Source organism: Magnetospirillum sp. XM-1 (genome assembly GCF_001511835.1).
GTDB lineage: Bacteria > Pseudomonadota > Alphaproteobacteria > Rhodospirillales > Magnetospirillaceae > Phaeospirillum.
Genome location: NZ_LN997848.1, coordinates 374,659 through 390,828, shown reverse-complemented (window position 1 = coordinate 390,828; position 16,170 = coordinate 374,659). Strand labels below are relative to the sequence as shown.

General features: G+C 66.8%; 17 protein-coding genes and 1 riboswitch. Of the genes, 8 read left to right on the top strand and 9 right to left on the bottom strand.

Annotated features, from left to right (window positions below; all coding sequences use genetic code 11):
- Nucleotides 1–44: 44 nt before the first annotated feature.
- Nucleotides 45–1,256, bottom strand: a complete 1,212-nt coding sequence (gene metZ, locus XM1_RS01900; protein WP_068428861.1) for an O-succinylhomoserine sulfhydrylase — start codon at nucleotides 1,254–1,256, stop codon at nucleotides 45–47.
- 50 nt (nucleotides 1,257–1,306) lie between these two features.
- Nucleotides 1,307–1,385, bottom strand: a riboswitch (SAM riboswitch).
- A gap of 172 nt (nucleotides 1,386–1,557) precedes the next feature.
- Here metZ and fabI point away from each other — a divergent pair.
- Nucleotides 1,558–2,361: an enoyl-ACP reductase FabI gene (gene fabI, locus XM1_RS01895; RefSeq protein WP_068428858.1), complete on the top strand. Its 804-nt coding sequence runs from the start codon at nucleotides 1,558–1,560 to the stop codon at nucleotides 2,359–2,361.
- Between the two features lie 90 nt (nucleotides 2,362–2,451).
- On the opposite strand, the gene XM1_RS01890 is transcribed toward fabI, so the two are convergent.
- Both XM1_RS01890 and XM1_RS01885 read right to left on the bottom strand, forming a co-directional pair.
- Nucleotides 2,452–2,727, bottom strand: a complete 276-nt coding sequence (locus tag XM1_RS01890) for a hypothetical protein (RefSeq protein WP_068428856.1) — start codon at nucleotides 2,725–2,727, stop codon at nucleotides 2,452–2,454.
- 57 nt (nucleotides 2,728–2,784) lie between these two features.
- Nucleotides 2,785–3,420 (bottom strand): helix-turn-helix transcriptional regulator, encoded by a 636-nt coding sequence (locus tag XM1_RS01885; protein ID WP_068428854.1) that lies wholly within the window; start codon nucleotides 3,418–3,420, stop codon nucleotides 2,785–2,787.
- Nucleotides 3,421–3,539: 119 nt separating this feature from the next.
- Here XM1_RS01885 and XM1_RS01880 point away from each other — a divergent pair, with 119 nt between their 5' ends.
- Genes XM1_RS01880 through XM1_RS01855 form a run of 6 tightly spaced genes read left to right on the top strand, consistent with a single transcriptional unit; the run spans nucleotide 3,540 to nucleotide 7,295 of the window.
- Nucleotides 3,540–3,896, top strand: coding sequence for a hypothetical protein (locus tag XM1_RS01880; RefSeq protein ID WP_068428852.1), 357 nt, complete (start codon nucleotides 3,540–3,542; stop codon nucleotides 3,894–3,896).
- The gene (locus XM1_RS01875; protein ID WP_068428849.1) at nucleotides 3,893–4,384 is read left to right on the top strand and encodes a hypothetical protein; all 492 of its coding nucleotides are present in this window, start codon (nucleotides 3,893–3,895) and stop codon (nucleotides 4,382–4,384) included. The genes XM1_RS01880 and XM1_RS01875 overlap by 4 nt, the downstream gene beginning before the upstream one ends.
- 34 nt (nucleotides 4,385–4,418) lie before the next feature.
- Nucleotides 4,419–4,628, top strand: a complete 210-nt coding sequence (locus tag XM1_RS01870) for a hypothetical protein (RefSeq protein WP_068428846.1) — start codon at nucleotides 4,419–4,421, stop codon at nucleotides 4,626–4,628.
- A gap of 2 nt (nucleotides 4,629–4,630) precedes the next feature.
- On the top strand, nucleotides 4,631–6,265 hold the full coding sequence (locus XM1_RS01865) for a portal protein (RefSeq protein WP_068428842.1): 1,635 nt from the start codon (nucleotides 4,631–4,633) through the stop codon (nucleotides 6,263–6,265).
- Nucleotides 6,252–6,518 carry a hypothetical protein gene (locus XM1_RS01860; protein ID WP_068428839.1) on the top strand — a complete coding sequence of 89 codons (267 nt, stop codon included), beginning with the start codon at nucleotides 6,252–6,254 and terminating at the stop codon, nucleotides 6,516–6,518. Before XM1_RS01865 ends, XM1_RS01860 begins: the two co-directional genes overlap by 14 nt.
- 39 nt (nucleotides 6,519–6,557) lie before the next feature.
- Nucleotides 6,558–7,295 carry a hypothetical protein gene (locus XM1_RS01855; RefSeq protein ID WP_068428836.1) on the top strand — a complete coding sequence of 246 codons (738 nt, stop codon included), beginning with the start codon at nucleotides 6,558–6,560 and terminating at the stop codon, nucleotides 7,293–7,295.
- A 61-nt stretch (nucleotides 7,296–7,356) separates the two neighbouring features.
- On the opposite strand, the gene XM1_RS01850 is transcribed toward XM1_RS01855, so the two are convergent.
- A complete protein-coding gene (locus tag XM1_RS01850) occupies nucleotides 7,357–8,115 on the bottom strand; it encodes an MBL fold metallo-hydrolase (RefSeq protein ID WP_068428833.1) in 759 nt (252 codons plus the stop codon).
- An 18-nt stretch (nucleotides 8,116–8,133) separates the two neighbouring features.
- Nucleotides 8,134–8,862 carry a chemotaxis protein gene (locus XM1_RS01845; RefSeq protein WP_068428830.1) on the bottom strand — a complete coding sequence of 243 codons (729 nt, stop codon included), beginning with the start codon at nucleotides 8,860–8,862 and terminating at the stop codon, nucleotides 8,134–8,136.
- 189 nt (nucleotides 8,863–9,051) lie between these two features.
- On the opposite strand from XM1_RS01845, the gene XM1_RS01840 reads away from it, so the two are divergent.
- Complete coding sequence (locus tag XM1_RS01840) at nucleotides 9,052–9,534, top strand: hypothetical protein (protein WP_156428610.1); 483 nt, start codon at nucleotides 9,052–9,054, stop codon at nucleotides 9,532–9,534.
- Between the two features lie 58 nt (nucleotides 9,535–9,592).
- Here the strand turns inward: XM1_RS01840 and scpA are convergent, their stop codons facing one another.
- The 4 genes from scpA to XM1_RS01820 form a co-directional block, all read right to left on the bottom strand.
- Nucleotides 9,593–11,743, bottom strand: a complete 2,151-nt coding sequence (scpA, locus tag XM1_RS01835) for a methylmalonyl-CoA mutase (RefSeq protein WP_068428827.1) — start codon at nucleotides 11,741–11,743, stop codon at nucleotides 9,593–9,595.
- 140 nt (nucleotides 11,744–11,883) lie between these two features.
- The gene (can, locus tag XM1_RS01830) at nucleotides 11,884–12,543 is read right to left on the bottom strand and encodes a carbonate dehydratase (protein WP_068428824.1); all 660 of its coding nucleotides are present in this window, start codon (nucleotides 12,541–12,543) and stop codon (nucleotides 11,884–11,886) included.
- Entirely contained in the window at nucleotides 12,540–14,531 is a 1,992-nt protein-coding gene (locus XM1_RS01825) for an acetyl/propionyl/methylcrotonyl-CoA carboxylase subunit alpha (protein WP_068428821.1), read from the bottom strand. The genes can and XM1_RS01825 overlap by 4 nt, the downstream gene beginning before the upstream one ends.
- 13 nt (nucleotides 14,532–14,544) lie before the next feature.
- The gene (locus XM1_RS01820; protein WP_068428818.1) at nucleotides 14,545–16,083 is read right to left on the bottom strand and encodes an acyl-CoA carboxylase subunit beta; all 1,539 of its coding nucleotides are present in this window, start codon (nucleotides 16,081–16,083) and stop codon (nucleotides 14,545–14,547) included.
- Nucleotides 16,084–16,170: the final 87 nt, after the last annotated feature.

Sequence of the window (16,170 nt, the reverse complement as noted above, 5' to 3'; positions counted from 1 at the left end):
CAGGTGGGTGTCGGTCTTTGTCCACCGGTCAAAGTCGAGGAGGGCTAGCTTTCCAGCGCCCGGCCCAGGTCCTCGACCAGATCGTCGCCGTCCTCCAGGCCCACCGACAGGCGCAGCAGGCCCTCGGAAATGCCCATGGACAGCTTGTCCTCGGGCGCCAGACGCTGGTGGGTGGTGGTCCAGGGATGGGTCATCAGGCTCTTGGCATCGCCCAGATTGTTGGAGATGTCGATCAGCTCGACGCCGTTCAGCAGCTTGTAGGCTGAAGACTTGCCGCCCTTCAGCTCGATGGCGACGATGGAGCCCCAGCCCTTCATCTGGCGCTTGGCCAGATCATGCTGGGGATGGCTTTCCAGGCCGGGATAGATCACGCGGGCCACTTCGGGACGGGTCTCGAGGAAGCGGGCGACCTGAAGCGCGTTGGCGCAATGGCGCTCCATGCGCAGGTCCAGGGTCTCGAGGCCCTTCAGCAGCACCCAGGCGTTGAACGGCGACAGCGCCGGGCCGGTGTTGCGCAGGAAGGGCCCCAGCACGTCGGCGCAGAATTCGGTCGAGCCCAGCACCGCGCCGCCCAGGCAGCGGCCCTGGCCGTCCATGTGCTTGGTGGCGGAATAGGCGACGATGTCGGCGCCCAGCTCGAACGGGCTTTGCAGGATGGGGGTGGCGAAGACGTTGTCCACCACCACCTTGGCGCCGGCCTTGTGGGCCAGGTCGCATACGGCGGCCAGATCGATGATCTCCAGCGTGGGATTGGAGGGGGTCTCGAGGAAGACGCAGGTGGTGGGCACCGAAAGAGCCGCTTCCCACGACTTGAGGTCGGTGCCGTCCACGAACACCCGCTCGACGCCGTAACGGGGCAGCAGCTCGTTGATGATCCAGTGACACGAGCCGAACAGCGCCTTGGACGCCACCACCCGGTCGCCGGCCCGAAGCTGGCAGAGCAGGGCGGCATGCACGGCGGCCATGCCCGACGCGGTGGCCCGCGCCGCCACGCTAAAGCCTGCGGGCGCGCCTTCCATCTCGGCCAGACGGGTCTCGAAGGTGGCGACGGTGGGGTTCTTGAAGCGGGAATAGACCATGCGGTCCAGGGTGCCGTCGAAGCTGGCCTCGGCCTCCTCGGCGCTGTCGTAGACATAGCCCGAGGTCATGAACATGGCTTCGGCGGTCTCGCTGAAATTGGTGCGGGCAAGGCCGCCGCGCACCGCTTTGGTGCGGGGGCGCCAGGAATGGGCCGGCTTGGACTCGTTGCTGCTCATGTGACCTCCGAAGACAAAAGCCCCGACCATGGAGCGGGCCGGGGCTCGACATTCGGAGCACTCGGACCTCTTTAGCGGAATGTTTTACGTGGCCGCAATCCGGTCGGACAAATCACCACGTCAAAGACATAGCCCCCGCCGCCGCCAAGCGTCAAGCCCATTGGCGGGGCGGCGAACATTCAATGTTTTCCGAATATTACTGTTGTGCGAAATGCGAGCCTGATCTGGTCATACCGCTTGAGGCCGGGGCGGGGGAGGTTTATGCTGCACCGCAGCAATGTATTTTGGAGATGGGCCTGACATGAATGGAATCGCCAATGGCGCCCCGGCGCCGCTGCAGCTTCTCGACCTCCGCGGCAAGAAGGGACTGGTGATCGGCATCGCCAACGACCAGTCCATCGCCTATGGCTGCGCCCGCCACTGCCACGCCTACGGCGCCGAGCTGGCCATCACCTACCTGAACGAGAAGAGCGACAAGTACGTCCGCCCGCTGGCCGAGCAGATGTTCGCCCCCATCTACATGCCCTGCGACGTGCGCGAAGACGGGCAGCTGGAGGCGGTGTTCAAGGCCATCGAGGAAAAGTGGGGCCGCCTGGACTTCGTCATCCACTCCATCGCCTACGCCAACCGCGACGACCTGCACGGCCGGGTCACCGATTGCTCGCGCGAGGGCTTTTCCCTGGCCATGGACGTGTCGTGCTTCTCGTTCGTGCGCTGCGCCAAGCTGGCCGAGCCGCTGATGAAGAACGGCGGCTCGCTGATCACCGTGTCGTTCTATGGCGGCCGCAAGGTGGTCGAGCATTACAACGTCATGGGCCCGGTCAAGGCGGCGCTGGAAAGCACCACCAAGTATCTGGCCCATGAGCTGGGCCCCAAGGGCATCCGCGTCCTGGCCCTGTCGCCCGGTCCGCTGAAGACCCGCGCCGCCTCGGGCATCGACCGCTTCGACGAGCTGATGGACGCCGCCGCCCAGAAGGCGCCGACCCATCAACTGGCCGACATCAACGATTGCGGCTCGTTCGCCGCCTATCTGGTCAGCGATCTGGCCAAGTCGGTGACCGGCACCACGCTGTACATCGACGGCGGCGCCCACATCGTCGGGTAGGATCGCGGGGGCTTCTCCGAGGCGTGCGGCCGGGACGGCCGCGCTCCAAGGGGAGGCGAGGATCGGGAGCGCGGGCGTCCCGCCCGCCTTTCAGTCCGGCCGGAGCGCGGCCCAGGCGGCGCCCTGGTCGCGGTAGAACCGCAGCCGTCCCTGGTCGCGACGCAACGTGGCGTCGCCGGGCAGGTCGGCCATGGTCAGCCGGTGGCGGCGGCGCGAGATGTCTTCGCGCTGGTCGGCGGCCAGACGCTGGAACAGGCGTGCCCGCGCCGGGCCTGAAGGCAAGGCGGCGGGGTCGGCGGGCGGGATGGGGCCGTCATGGCGTCGTTCCGCCGCGTCCATCCGCCGGAAGGCAAGGGCAATGGGCATTCCGGTCTCCTCGGGCGAGGCCGGTATAAGACCATATTAGGAATAATTTCGCAAGATCTACTGGCTGGACCACAGGATGCGGGCGATCCAGGCCACCTCCTCGGCGGCCAGCGAGCGTCCGGGATGGTCCGGATTGAGCGAGGCCAGCTCGATGCGCTTGGCGGTCTGGCGGACCAGCTGCTTGACCATCACCTCGCCCTCGGTGGTGCGCACCACCACGCGGTCGCCGCGTCGCACGCCGGCGGCGGGCGAGACGATCACCACGTCGCCGTCGCGGTAGAGCGGCTCCATGGAATCGCCGCTGACTTCCAGCGCGTAGGCGTGGGGATCGCCGATCTCGGGGAATGGAATTTCGTCCCAGCCGCCGCCCACCGGATAGCCGGCATCGTCGAAAAATCCCCGGTCCCCCGCCTGGGCGAAGCCGACCAGGGGGATGGTGGCGGCCGGCGCCTGCGGCTGGGCGGCGCTTTCGATATAGGCGACGAAGGCGGTCATGCTGGCGCTGGTGGCCTCCAGCACCTTGGCGACGCTTTCGGTCGAGGGCCAGCGGGGCTTGCCCTCGCGGGTGATGCGCTTGCTCTTGTTGAAGGTGGTGGGGTCCAGCCCGGCTTTGCGGGCAAGCGCCGACGCTGTGAGCCCGTGGTCACGGGCTAGCGCGTCAATGGCGGCCCAGATGTCAGCGTGCTTCAGCATGGGAAGATGGTCCCGCAAATCGGCTTCGGGTGCCACAGGAACATAAACCTTTCTATTGACTCTTTTCGGCTGATCCGGCACCTAATTTCGGCACGTAATCCTATACGTGAGGAATGAACATGGGCCTAAAAAGGAACATTTCAAAAACATACGACGACCGTGACGGGGAGCCCTTCGCCACGCCCGAGGATGCCTGGATCTGGTATTCCCAATGCCAGCGGGCCCGCGACGACGGCGCGCGGTTCCGCGAGGGAATCGGCGCCGTGGCCCGGCCCTGCGCCCCCGACGACATCGCCCGCGAGGTGCGCAGGCTGGTGCAGCGGCGCGTTCTGGGGCGCGCCCATCTGCGGGTTCTGACGCTGTTCGGCGGCGAGAGCGGGGTGGCGGTGGGTGACGGCGGCGGGGCGGACCGGCTGTGGCGCGAGGCGCTGGGCCGGCTGGAAGCGCCGCTGCGGGCCAAGGGGATCGTCGCATGAGCGCCGCCCCTGCCGCCACCCGCGCCCTGGTGGTGTTCTCGGGCAAGGCCGATCTTGGCTGGCTGCGGCTGTTGCGCCCCGGATTCCGTCACTGTTTCGTCCTGCTGGACCTGGGCGGGGCTTGGGTCTGCGTCAACCCCCTGGCCCATCGCACGTCGGTGGAGCTGTGGTCGCTGGACCCCGCCACCGATCTGCCGGCCTGGCTGCGCTCCCAGGAGGGGCTGAGCGTGGTGGAGACCGTGGTGCGCCACCCGCCGCGCCGGGCCTGCCCGATCGGTATTTTTTCCTGCGTCGAGGCGGTGAAGCGGGTGCTCGGGGTACAGGAACGTTGGGTGCTGACCCCGGGGCAGCTGTATGACCACCTCGCCCGATGCGGAAAAAAAACCTTTACAAGCCGGGCTAACTGGAATATGGTCCGCAAATCAACGCCAGAACCATGCCCGGATGGACCGCCTGCCCCGCAGGCCGGTTCGCATGGCCGTGGCTGAGAACAAAACATGATCATCAACAAGGAGATATGCCATGGGTGGTTTTTTTGCTCCCGATCCGCCGGCCGCGCCCGCGCCGGTGGTGTTGCCGCCGGCTCCCGATCCCGAGGCGGCGGCGGCGGAAGAGCGGCTCGACGCCATCAACCGCAACCGCCGGGGCCTGCTGGGCACCATCGCCACCTCGGACGTCGGGCTGCTGCAGCCCGGAGGTAACCGGGCGGGCAAAAGCCTGCTGGGAGAGTGACCATGGATGGCGAGGAGACCAAAAGCCGCAAGGCCGGGGAGGAGCGGGCCGCCCTGGGCGAGAGCCTGCTTGGGCCCGGCGGCGACGACCCGTCGGCTCTGCTCCGGCGTTACCGCAAGGCCAAGGAGCGCCGCGCGGCCTGGGAATCCCATTGGCAGGAATGCTACGACTACGCGCTGCCCCTGCGTGACGGCATGTTCCACGGCGGCGTGCCGGGCGAACGCAAGGCCGACCGGCTGTTCGACGGCACGGCGCCCGATTGCGTCGATCAGCTGGCCGCCAGCCTTTTGTCCGAGCTGACGCCCCCCTGGGCGCAGTGGTTCGGACTGGCGGCCGGCGACCAGCTGCCGGCGGAAGAGCGCGACGAGCTGGCGCCCATGCTCGAACGCATCGCCGCCGTGATGCAGTCCCATTTCGACCGCTCCAATTTCGCCATCGAGATGCACCAGTGCTATCTGGACGCGGTCACCGGCGGCACCGCCTCGCTTTTGTTCGAGGAGGCGCCGCCCGGCGAGCCCTCGGCCTTCCGCTTCACCTCGGTCCCCCTGGGCCAGGCGGTGCTGGAGGAGGGGCCGTCGGGGCGCCTGGACGTCACCTTCCGCCGCAGCGAGGTGTCGGTGGCGGCGCTGAAATCCCGCTTTCCCCGCGCCGGCTTGCCCGAGGACGTGCTGAAGGCGGCGGCCGACGATCCCGAACTGCGCCTCGGCCTGGTCGAGGCGGTGGTTCCGGTGCGCGGCGGCTATTCCTACGCTGCCGTGCTCGACGACGAGTCCTCGGGGCTGGTCTTGGGGCAGGGACAGTTTTCCAACTCGCCCTTCCTCAACTTCCGTTGGCTGAAGGCGCCGGGCGAGGCCTATGGCCGTTCGCCGGTGATGAAGGCCCTGCCCGACATCAAGACCGCCAACAAGGTGGTGGAACTGGTGCTGAAGAACGCCACCATCGCGGTGACCGGCATCTGGCAGGCCGATGACGACGGGGTGCTCAATCCCGCCAACATCAAGCTGGTGCCCGGCACCATCATCCCCAAGGCGGTGGGGTCGGCCGGGCTGCAGCCGCTGACCGCGCCGGGGCGGTTCGACACCTCGCAGCTGGTGCTGGACGATCTTCGGGGGCGCATCCGCCACGCCTTGCTCGGCGACAAGCTCAGCCAGCCCGCCGCGCCGACGCTCACCGCTACCGAGGTGCTGCAGCGTTCCGACGACATGGCGCGCCTGCTGGGCGCCACCTATGGCCGCCTGCAGAGCGAGCTGCTCACCCCCCTGGTGATGCGCGCCATCCACATCCTGCGGCGCCGGGGCGAGATTCCCGCCCTGGCCCTGGACGGACGGACCATCGACCTGCAGTACCGCTCGCCGCTGGCCCAGAACCAGGGCCGCCGCGACGCCCGCAACGTCCTGTCCTGGCTGGGCGCCCTGTCCAGCCTGGGGCCGGCGGCTTCGGGTACCGTGGACGGCGAGGCGGCCGCCCGCTGGCTGGCCCGGGCCTTCAACGTGCCGTCGGAACTGGTGCGGCCCGATTCGGTCGCGCCGGCGGTGGAGGCTCCTCTGGCCGATGCCGGGAAGCTGGCCCGGGTGATCCGTGACCTGGATGCGCCGCCCGCCGCCCAGCCCAAGGGAGGCGCCCATGTCCCCGCCTGAGTCCGGCTGGGCCTGGCTGGAGAACCCGGCCGGGCCCCGTGGCGACGAGGCCGCGCAATTGCTCTGCCTTCAGGCCGCCCGGCTGTTCGCCACGCCCGATGGCGAGGCCGTCCTTGCGCACTTGAAGTCCATGACCATCGACCGCTGCCTCTCCCCCGAGGCCGGCGACAACGCGCTGCGCCATCTGGAAGGCCAGCGTCATCTGGTCCTGCATCTCCTGGTCCTGGCCGCGCGCGGCCGGGCCGGAGCGTAGAGGCCCCTTCATTCACGTCCTCAAAGGAGTACGCACATCATGATCGCCCAATCCGTTCTGCCCCCCGATTCCGCCGAGTCTGCCGGCGAGGCCGCTCGCCCCGACACCATCCCGGCCAAGTTCTGGGATGCCGCCACCGGAGCCGTGCGGGTCGACGCCCTGCTGCGGGCCTATCGCGACCTGGAGCGCCGCGCCTCGTCCATGGTGCGGGTGCCCGGTCCCCAGGCCGCCGGCGACGAGGTCAACGCCTTCCGTAAGGCGCTCGGCGTTCCCGACAGCCACGAGAACTACCGCATCCAGACCCAGCATCCGTCGCTGGCCAGCGCGCCGGCGGTGAACCAGCGCCTGCATCAGGCCGGCTTCACCCAGGCCCAGGCCCAGATGGTCTACGATCTGGCCCACGAATGCCTGCTGCCCCTGATGGAGCATCTGACCCAGTGCCATGACGAGGAAAGCCAGATCGAGCACCTGAAGCGGCATTTCGGCGGCGAGGCCCAGTGGCAGGAAAGCGCCCGCCAGATCAAGGCCTGGGGCAAGGCCAACCTGCCCAAGGCGGCCTATGACGCCCTGGCCGCCACCGCCGACGGGGTCAAGACCATGCATCGCCTGATGCAGTCCGAGGAGCCGTCGCTGGGCGCGACCCTGGCCCCCGGCGAGGAGGGCCGCACCGAGGAGCAACTGAAGAAGATGATCAACGATCCCCGCTACTGGAAGACCCGCGACCCCGCCTTCATCGCCAGGGTCACCGACGGCTTCCGCAAGCTCTACGGGGAATAGGCGATAAAAAGAGCCCCCTTCCGGCAGGAAGGGGGCTCTTGTCCTGTTTTCGCCCGGGGGACTAGCGGTTCATGGCGGCGACGCCCGACCCGATCTCCAGACCGGCGAACCAGTCGATGAAGCGCTTGACGTCGTCGCCCTTGAACACCAGCCCGTGCTGGGGGGCCAGGAAATCGATGTCCAGCTTCGACACCTGGGCGCACCATGCGTCGCGTGCCCGGGTCGAGGCCAGCCAGCGGCGGTGGAAGCCCTCCATGTACTGCACATGGGTGGCGAAATCGGTGACGAACACCGATCCCGTGGCCTTTTCCTTGGGCACCAGGGCGGCGCCCACGTCGCCGGAGAACAGCACCTTGGCCTTGGGGTCGTAGACGTTGAAATTACCCGACGAATGCAGGTAATGGGCCGGCACGAAGCGCAGGCGGACGTCGTGGGACAGCGAGATCTCCATGCCCTCGTCGGGAATGGTGGTGAAGGTGGCGTCGCGGTCGAAATGGGCGATGAAGCTGGACCACAGCCAGGACAGGTAGATCTTGATGTCGGGCTCGCACACCCGCCGCCACAGGGGCAGGGACGAACCGATGTCAGGGTCCTGGTGCGACAGGAACAGCGCCTTGATGGAAGACACCGAAATCTCGCGGGTCAGCGCCGCCAGCATGGCCGGAAAGACCTCCATCCCGCCGGGATCGAGCAGGATGGCCGAATCGCCCGAGCGGATCAGGTACTGGTTGGTGTCGATCACGTTGTCGGGCTTGTCCGGGTCCTGGCCGAACATCTGCCAGCAATGATCGTCCTGGCGGAAAAGGGTGACGCACTTCATGGGCGAAATCCTGACACGCTATGAGTTGCGATGAAGATCGTCGAGGGCGTCGAGGCCGATGCGCCGAAGCGCCTCGCCCTTCTCGGAAGCGCGGCGCACCGCGTCCGACGCCTCGTCGATCATCTGGCGCAGATCGTCCACATAGGTCCGCATGGTGTCGGACACCGTGCGGAACTCCTTTTCATGCACGCCGGCGGCGGCGGCCTCGATGGCGATGTTGGTGGCGATGGAATCCGACTGGCTGACCACTTCCTCGACCGCATGGGTCCGGCGCGACAGGTCGGTCACCGCGTCGGCCATGCCGTCCAGGGTGTCGACCAGCAGGGTCATCAGGTCGGCGAAGGCCCGCTTGCCGCTGTCGCAGCGCCGCGTGCCGTCCGGTTCGGCCTCGATCAGCTGGCAGGCCCGTTCGAACAGGTTCAGCTGCATCAGGCTGCGCAGGATGGTGGACGAGAACGCGAAGGTGCTGCCCCGCAGGGAATGCATCTCGCCCTGAATCTGGGCCAGGCGGTTGACCAGTTCGCGGGTGTACTGGGTGAGCGCGCGGACCGCCTTGCCCTTGTCGCCGGCCCGGCCGGCCGCCAGCTCGGCGTTGAGCGACAGGATACGCAGGTTTTCAGCCAGTTCGTCGAGATCGCCAAAGGCATGGAAGGCGCGGCGGCAATCGCCGAGCAACCCGTTGGCCCGGCTCTCGATCCGGTCGGTGCGCTGGGTACGTGTCCGCGAGGTCGTCGAAAGCTTCGTCATGCCCGCCTATCCGGCAAAGACCCGATTTTGGCTGATGATAATCGGTTTTGAGCATCCCGGAAGGGGGAAACTTGCTCCGTCCCCCCCCAATGGCCGGGCCTGATCAATCATGGTTGTCGCGCGCTAATCACAATTCACCCCGTGGTTATTCGGCAATGCCGAAACCCTTCATTCAAGAGGAGATGAAACATGTCCGGTTTTGAAGCCATGGTTCCCCTGATCGCCAGCACCGCCATGAGCGTGGCGGGCCAGGTCAGCAAGAATTCCGCCGCCGAGGACGCAGCCCAGGCCCAGGCCGAGGCCCAGGATCGGCAGAACCAGTACATCTACCAGCAACAGGAGCGCGAGCAGCGGCAGCAGAGGAACCTGCTGGAACAGGCCAGCGCCACCCAGCGGGCCCGCATGGGGGCGCTGGGGGTGGGCAACGGCGGGTCGGCGAACGCCATCCTGTCGGGCATGGCCGAGGATACCGCCCGGTCCATCCTGGATTCCAGTCAGGCCGCCCAGGCGCGCTATGGCCGCGCGGCAAGCCGGCGCTTCCAGGCGGGGGGCGGCAACCTGCTGGATTCCGTCCTGAAGCCGGCCAATGTCCTGTCCGTCTTCACCAGCTTCTATGGGTCGGGGGATGCCTCCGACATGAATGACGGCGGCAACGATTTCATGGGGATTTGAAACGAAACGGGCGGGACGTCGCCGTCCCGCCCGTTCAACGCGCCTTGGAAACGGAAGATCAGGCGGCCTTGCCGCGCTTCTTCAGCAGTTCCAGGATCTCGGCGGCGGCCTTGGGGATGTTGGTGCCGGGGCCGTACACCGCCGCCACGCCCGCCTTGTAGAGGAAGTCGTAGTCCTGGGTCGGGATGACGCCGCCGGTCACCACCAGGATGTCGCCCGCTCCTTGCGCCTTCAACTCGCCGATCAGGGCGGGGACCAGGGTCTTGTGGCCGGCGGCCAGGGACGAGGCCGCGACGATGTGGACGTCGTTCTCGACCGCCTGGCGGGCGGCCTCTTCCGGGGTCTGGAACAGCGGGCCGATATCCACGTCGAAGCCCAGGTCGGCAAACGCCGTGGCAATCACCTTGGCGCCGCGATCGTGGCCGTCCTGGCCCATCTTGCAGACCAGCATGCGGGGACGGCGGCCTTCGGTCTTGGCGAAGTCCTCGATGTCGGCCTTGAGCCTCGCGAAGCCCGCGTCATCCTTGTAGACGCCGCCATAGACGCCCGAGATGGTGCGGTTGACGGCGCGGTGACGGGTGAAGGACTTCTCCAGCGCGTCGGAAATCTCGCCCACCGTGGCGCGAGCGCGGGTGGCCTCGACGGCCAGGGCCAGCAGGTTGCCCTCGCCCGATTCGCCGGCCTTGGCCAGCGCGGCCAGCGCCGCGTCGCACTTGGCCTGGTCGCGGGTGGCCTTGATCTGCTTCAGCCGCGCGATCTGGGCGTCGCGCACCTTGGCGTTGTCCACGTCGAGGATCTCGATGGGGGTCTCTTCCGCCGGCTGGTACTTGTTGACGCCGACCACGACCTCTTCGCCCCGATCGATGCGGGCCTGACGCCTTGCGGCGGCTTCCTCGATCTTCATCTTGGGCATGCCGGACTCCACGGCCTTGGTCATGCCGCCCAGCTCTTCCACTTCCTGGATCAGCTTCCAGGCTTCCTCGGCCAGCGCGTTGGTCAGGCTTTCCACGTAGTACGAACCCGCCAGCGGGTCGACCACGTGGGGAATGCCGGTCTCTTCCTGAATGATCAGCTGGGTGTTGCGCGCGATGCGGGCCGAGAACGGGGTCGGCAGCGCAATGGCTTCGTCGAGCGCGTTGGTGTGCAGGCTCTGGGTGCCGCCCAGCACCGCGGCCATGGCCTCGATGGTGGTGCGGATGACGTTGTTGTAGGCGTCCTTCTCGGTCAGCGACACGCCCGAGGTCTGGCAATGGGTGCGCAGCGCCATGGACGAGGGCTTCTGCGGATCGAACTGCTTGATCATGCGCGCCCACAGCAGGCGGCCGGCGCGCATCTTGGCGATCTCCATGAAGAAGTTCATGCCGATGGCCCAGAAGAACGACAGGCGGCCGGCGAATTCGTCGATCTTCAAGCCGCGCCCAAGGGCGGCGCGCACGTATTCCAGGCCGTCGGCCAGGGTGAAGGCCAGTTCCTGCACCGCCGTCGCGCCGGCTTCCTGCATGTGGTAGCCGGAGATGGAGATGGAGTTGAACTTGGGCATGTTCTTCGAGGTGTACTCGATGATGTCCGCGATGATCCGCATGCTGGGCGCCGGCGGATAGATGTAGGTGTTGCGGACCATGAACTCCTTCAGGATGTCGTTCTGGATGGTGCCAGACAGCTGATCCTGGGAGACGCCCTGTTCCTCGGCGGCGACGATGTAGCCGGCCAGCACGGGAAGAACGGCGCCGTTCATGGTCATGGAGACCGACATCTTGTCCAGCGGGATGCCGTCGAACAGGATCTTCATGTCCTCGACGGAATCGATGGCGACGCCCGCCTTGCCCACGTCGCCCACCACGCGGGGATGATCGGAATCATAGCCGCGATGGGTGGCCAGATCGAAGGCCACCGAGATGCCCTGCTGACCGGCGGCCAGATTCTTGCGGTAGAAGGCGTTGGATTCCTCGGCGGTGGAGAAGCCCGCGTACTGGCGCACCGTCCACGGCCTGGCGGCGTACATGGTGGCGCGGGGGCCGCGGGTGAAGGGCGGGAAGCCGGGCAAGCTGCCCAGATGCTCCATGCCCTCCAGGTCGGCGGCGGTATAGAGCGGCTTGACCTTGATGCCTTCCGGAGTCTCCCAGTCCAGGGTGGAGGGCGAGGCGCCCTTCAGGTCCTTGGACGCCAGGGCTTCCCAATCGGCAACGGTCTTCTTCGGGAACTCGCTCATGGACCTTCTCCATCTTCTTGTATCGGCATGCCGTAATCCGGCACGCCTCGACGCCCTCAGTCGCCGGGCGCTTCGCTTGGCTTTCGCCGCATAAGCGGCGGCGGCCTTCGGCCTTGCCGTCCCTGACGGGACGGAGTTCTTTAAAACGCCGCGCCACGCATCAGGTACGACGCACCAAACTCATCCAGCGACTTCAAGCCGGCCACCACCGGACCCAGGGTGCGGACCAGACCGTCGGTCAGGCCGTAGACCCAGGAATGAATCTCCAGTTGCTGGCCGCGCTGCCAGGCATCCTGGATCACCGGCGAGCGGCACAGGTTGCGCACCTGCTGCATGACGTTCAGCTCGCACAGCCGGTCCACCCGGGCGGGCTCGCTGGGCAGCATGTCCAGCTCGTGCCGGTGGCATTCGCAGATGTCGCGCACCGGACGGATCCAGTACTCGGTGACGCCCAGCCGCGCGTCCTGAAGCGCGGCCCGCACGCCGCCGCAGCCGTAATGGCCGCAGACGATGATGTGCTCCACCTTCAGCACGTCGATGGCGTATTGCAGCACCGACAGACAGTTCATGTCCGCATGATGGACCTGATTGGCCACGTTGCGGTGAACGAAAACCTCGCCGGGTTCCAGGCCGACGATCTCGTTGGCCGGAACCCGGGAATCGGCGCAGCCGATCCAGAGGTATCCCGGGCTTTGCTGCTCCGCCAGATGGGAGAAGAAGCCGGGCTTGGTGCGCTCGGTCTCCTCGGCCCAGGCCTTGTTATTGGCCAGAAGGCGGTCAATGCCCGGGACCTTGCTCATGAGGCGAACTCGATGATCTTCTGGTCCACCGCCAGCGAGTCGCCTGCCGCGGCATGGATCTTGGCCACCGTGGCGTCGCGCTCGGCCTTCAGGATGTTCTCCATCTTCATGGCCTCGACCACCGCCAGGGCTTCGCCGGCCTTGACCTCCTGGCCGTCCTCGACCAGCAGCTTGACCAGCAGGCCGGGCATGGGCGAGAGCAGGTACTTGCTCATGTCCGGCGGCGCCTTGAAGGGCATCAGCTTGTTCATCTTGGCGGCGTGCGGGGTGAGCACCAGCACGTCGGCGCGCGAGCCGGCATGGGCGAGGCGCAGCCCCGACCCCACCCGCTCGATCTGCACCGACACCGGACGGCCATCGACCACGGCGCGGAACAGGGGTTCGCCGATCTGCCAGTCGGTCTTGACGTCCACCGTCTCGCCGCCGATGGTCACGGCGAAGCCGTTCTCGGCCGGGCGCACGGCGATGTCGTGGTACTGGCCACTGATCACCACCACCCACTCGTCGCCCGCCTTCATCTCGTGGCCGGGGAACTGGCCGGAGATGCGGATGTCGCGCTCGGCGATGCGGCGGTTGGCGGCGGCGGCCACGGCGATCAGCACGGTCGGATCATCGGCCGGCAGGTCGTTGGCGTGGAAGCCGTTGGCGTATTCCTCGGCGATGAAGTTGGTGGTGAGCGCCCCCTTGACGAAGCGCTCCTTGGAGAACAGCGAGGCCAGGAACGGAATGTTATGGGACAGGCCGCGGATGTAATACTCGTCCAGCGCCTGACGCATGTGGGCGATGGCGGCGTCGCGGGTCGGGCCGTAGGTGATCAGCTTGGCGATCATGGGATCGTAGAACATGCTGATCTCGCCGCCCTCGTAGACGCCGGTGTCGACGCGCACGTGCTGGCTTTCGGCCGGCGGCTGGTAGCGGGTGAGACGGCCGGTGGACGGCAGGAAGTTGCGGAAGGGGTCCTCGGCGTAGACGCGGGCCTCCATGGACCAGCCGTTCAGCTTGACGTCGTCCTGGGTGATGGAGAGCTTCTCGCCATAGGCGACGCGGATCATCTGCTCGACCAGATCCAGGCCGGTGATCATCTCGGTGACCGGATGCTCCACCTGCAGGCGGGTGTTCATCTCCAGGAAGTAGAACTCGCCGGTGGCGCCGCCGACGATGAACTCCACCGTGCCGGCCGACTTGTAGTTGACGATGCGGGCCAGCGCACAGGCCTGCTCGCCCATGGCCTTGCGGGTCTCGGGCGTCAGGAAGGGCGACGGCGCCTCTTCGATGACCTTCTGGTGGCGGCGCTGGATCGAGCATTCACGCTCGCCCAGGTACAGCACCGTGCCCTGGCCGTCGGCCAGGACCTGGATTTCGATGTGGCGGGGCTGCTCGATGAACTTTTCCACGAAGACGCGGTCGTCGCCGAAGGACGACTTGGCCTCGTTGGTGGCCGAGATGAAGCCCTCGTGGGCCTCGGCGTCGTTCCAGGCCAGGCGCATGCCCTTGCCGCCGCCGCCGGCCGAGGCCTTCAGCATGACGGGATAGCCGATTTCCTTGGCGATCTTCACCGCCTCGTCGGCGTCCTTGATCACGCCGAGATAGCCCGGAACGGTGTTGACGCCGGCTTCGCGGGCCAGCTTCTTGGACTCGATCTTGTCGCCCATGGCGAAGATGGCGTGGGCGTCGGGGCCGATGAAGGCGATGCCCGCCTTGGCCAGGGCCTCCTGGAACTCGCGCTTCTCGGACAGGAAGCCGTAGCCGGGATGGACGGCCTGGGCGCCGGTCTGCTTGCAGGCATCGACGATCTTGTCGACCACCAGATAGGACTGGGCCGAGGCCGCCGGGCCGATATGCACGGCCTCGTCGGCCATGGAGACGTGAAGGGCGTCCTTGTCGGCGTCGGAATAGACCGCCACCGTCTTGATGCCCATCTTGCGCGCGGTCTTGATGACGCGGCAGGCGATTTCGCCGCGGTTGGCGATCAGAATCTTGGAAAACATGCGATCGTCCCCCTTACAGCGGAATGTTGCCGTGCTTGCGCCACGGATTCTTGACGTCCTTGTCCTTCAGCATGGCCAGCGAGCGGCAGATGCGCTTCCTGGTGTTGCGGGGCATGATGACGTCGTCGATGAAGCCGCGATGGCCGGCGATGAAGGGATTGGCGAACTTCTGGCGGTATTCCTCGGTGCGCGCTGCGATCTTCTCGGCATCGCCGATATCGCTGCGGAAGATGATCTCCACCGCACCCTTGGGGCCCATCACCGCGATCTCGGCGGTCGGCCAGGCGAAGTTGACGTCGCCGCGCAGGTGCTTGGAGCTCATCACGTCATAGGCGCCGCCATAGGCCTTGCGGGTGATGACGGTGATCTTGGGCACCGTGCATTCGGCATAGGCGTAGAGCAGCTTGGCGCCGTGCTTGATGATGCCGCCGTATTCCTGGGAAGTGCCGGGCAGGAAGCCGGGCACGTCGACGAAGGTCACCAGCGGAATGTTGAAGGCGTCGCAGAAGCGCACGAAGCGGGCGCCCTTGATGGAGGACGAGATGTCCAGGCAGCCGGCCAGAACCATGGGCTGGTTGGCGACGATGCCCACCGTGCGGCCTTCCATGCGGGCGAAGCCGACGATGATGTTGCCGGCATAGCCGGGCTGCACCTCGAAGAAGTCGCCCTCGTCCACGACCTTGAGGATCAGCTCCTTCATGTCGTAGGGCTTGTTGGGATTGTCGGGGATCAGGGTGTCGAGGCTGGTCTCGATGCGGTCGGGCCCGTCATTGGTGGGGCGCACCGGGGGCTTCTCGCGGTTGGAGCTGGGCAGGAAGTCCATGAAGCGGCGCAGCTGCAGCAGCGCCTCCACGTCGTTCTCGAAGGCCAGATCGGCGACGCCCGACTTGGTGGAGTGGGTCATGGCGCCGCCCAGTTCCTCGGCGGTCACCGTCTCGTGGGTGACGGTCTTGACCACGTCCGGGCCGGTCACGAACATGTACGAGCTGTCCTTGACCATGAAGATGTAGTCGGTCATGGCCGGGCTGTACACGGCGCCGCCGGCGCACGGGCCCATGATCATGGAGATCTGGGGCACCACGCCGGATGCCATGACGTTGCGCTGGAACACCTCGGCATAGCCGGCCAGCGACGCGACGCCTTCCTGGATGCGGGCGCCGCCCGAATCGTTGAGGCCGATCACCGGGGCGCCGACCTGCACCGCCTTGTCCATGATCTTGCAGATCTTCTCGGCGTGGGCTTCCGACAGCGAGCCGCCGAACACGGTGAAGTCCTGGGAGAAGACGAAGACCAGACGGCCGTTGATGGTGCCGTAGCCGGTGACCACGCCGTCGCCGGGGATCATGTTGTCTTCGGAATCCATGCCGAAATCGGTGCAGCGATGCTCCTTGAACATGTCCCATTCCTCGAAGGAATCGGGGTCGAGGAGAAGCTCGATACGCTCACGCGCGGTGAGCTTGCCGCGCTTGTGCTGAGCGGCGATGCGCTTCTCGCCGCCGCCCATACGGGCGCCTTCCCTCTTTTCCTCGAGCTGCTGAATGATTTCGTGCATGGACGCGGGCCTCCGGCGGGCAGAGTGACATTGGCGTCGGGTGTATTCGCAAAGCCCCATGGGTGGCAACAGGAGTCGCGGGGAAAA

Bases quoted from the DNA above. Each gene is read 5' to 3' on its own strand.
- metZ (WP_068428861.1), bottom strand. From the start codon at position 1,256: ATGAGCAGCAACGAGTCCAAGCCGGCCCATTCCTGGCGCCCCCGCACC.
- fabI (WP_068428858.1), top strand. From the start codon at position 1,558: ATGAATGGAATCGCCAATGGCGCCCCGGCGCCGCTGCAGCTTCTCGAC.
- XM1_RS01890 (WP_068428856.1), bottom strand. From the start codon at position 2,727: ATGCCCATTGCCCTTGCCTTCCGGCGGATGGACGCGGCGGAACGACGC.
- XM1_RS01885 (WP_068428854.1), bottom strand. From the start codon at position 3,420: ATGCTGAAGCACGCTGACATCTGGGCCGCCATTGACGCGCTAGCCCGT.
- XM1_RS01880 (WP_068428852.1), top strand. From the start codon at position 3,540: ATGGGCCTAAAAAGGAACATTTCAAAAACATACGACGACCGTGACGGG.
- XM1_RS01875 (WP_068428849.1), top strand. From the start codon at position 3,893: ATGAGCGCCGCCCCTGCCGCCACCCGCGCCCTGGTGGTGTTCTCGGGC.
- XM1_RS01870 (WP_068428846.1), top strand. From the start codon at position 4,419: ATGGGTGGTTTTTTTGCTCCCGATCCGCCGGCCGCGCCCGCGCCGGTG.
- XM1_RS01865 (WP_068428842.1), top strand. From the start codon at position 4,631: ATGGATGGCGAGGAGACCAAAAGCCGCAAGGCCGGGGAGGAGCGGGCC.
- XM1_RS01860 (WP_068428839.1), top strand. From the start codon at position 6,252: ATGTCCCCGCCTGAGTCCGGCTGGGCCTGGCTGGAGAACCCGGCCGGG.
- XM1_RS01855 (WP_068428836.1), top strand. From the start codon at position 6,558: ATGATCGCCCAATCCGTTCTGCCCCCCGATTCCGCCGAGTCTGCCGGC.
- XM1_RS01850 (WP_068428833.1), bottom strand. From the start codon at position 8,115: ATGAAGTGCGTCACCCTTTTCCGCCAGGACGATCATTGCTGGCAGATG.
- XM1_RS01845 (WP_068428830.1), bottom strand. From the start codon at position 8,862: ATGACGAAGCTTTCGACGACCTCGCGGACACGTACCCAGCGCACCGAC.
- XM1_RS01840 (WP_156428610.1), top strand. From the start codon at position 9,052: ATGTCCGGTTTTGAAGCCATGGTTCCCCTGATCGCCAGCACCGCCATG.
- scpA (WP_068428827.1), bottom strand. From the start codon at position 11,743: ATGAGCGAGTTCCCGAAGAAGACCGTTGCCGATTGGGAAGCCCTGGCG.
- can (WP_068428824.1), bottom strand. From the start codon at position 12,543: ATGAGCAAGGTCCCGGGCATTGACCGCCTTCTGGCCAATAACAAGGCC.
- XM1_RS01825 (WP_068428821.1), bottom strand. From the start codon at position 14,531: ATGTTTTCCAAGATTCTGATCGCCAACCGCGGCGAAATCGCCTGCCGC.
- XM1_RS01820 (WP_068428818.1), bottom strand. From the start codon at position 16,083: ATGCACGAAATCATTCAGCAGCTCGAGGAAAAGAGGGAAGGCGCCCGT.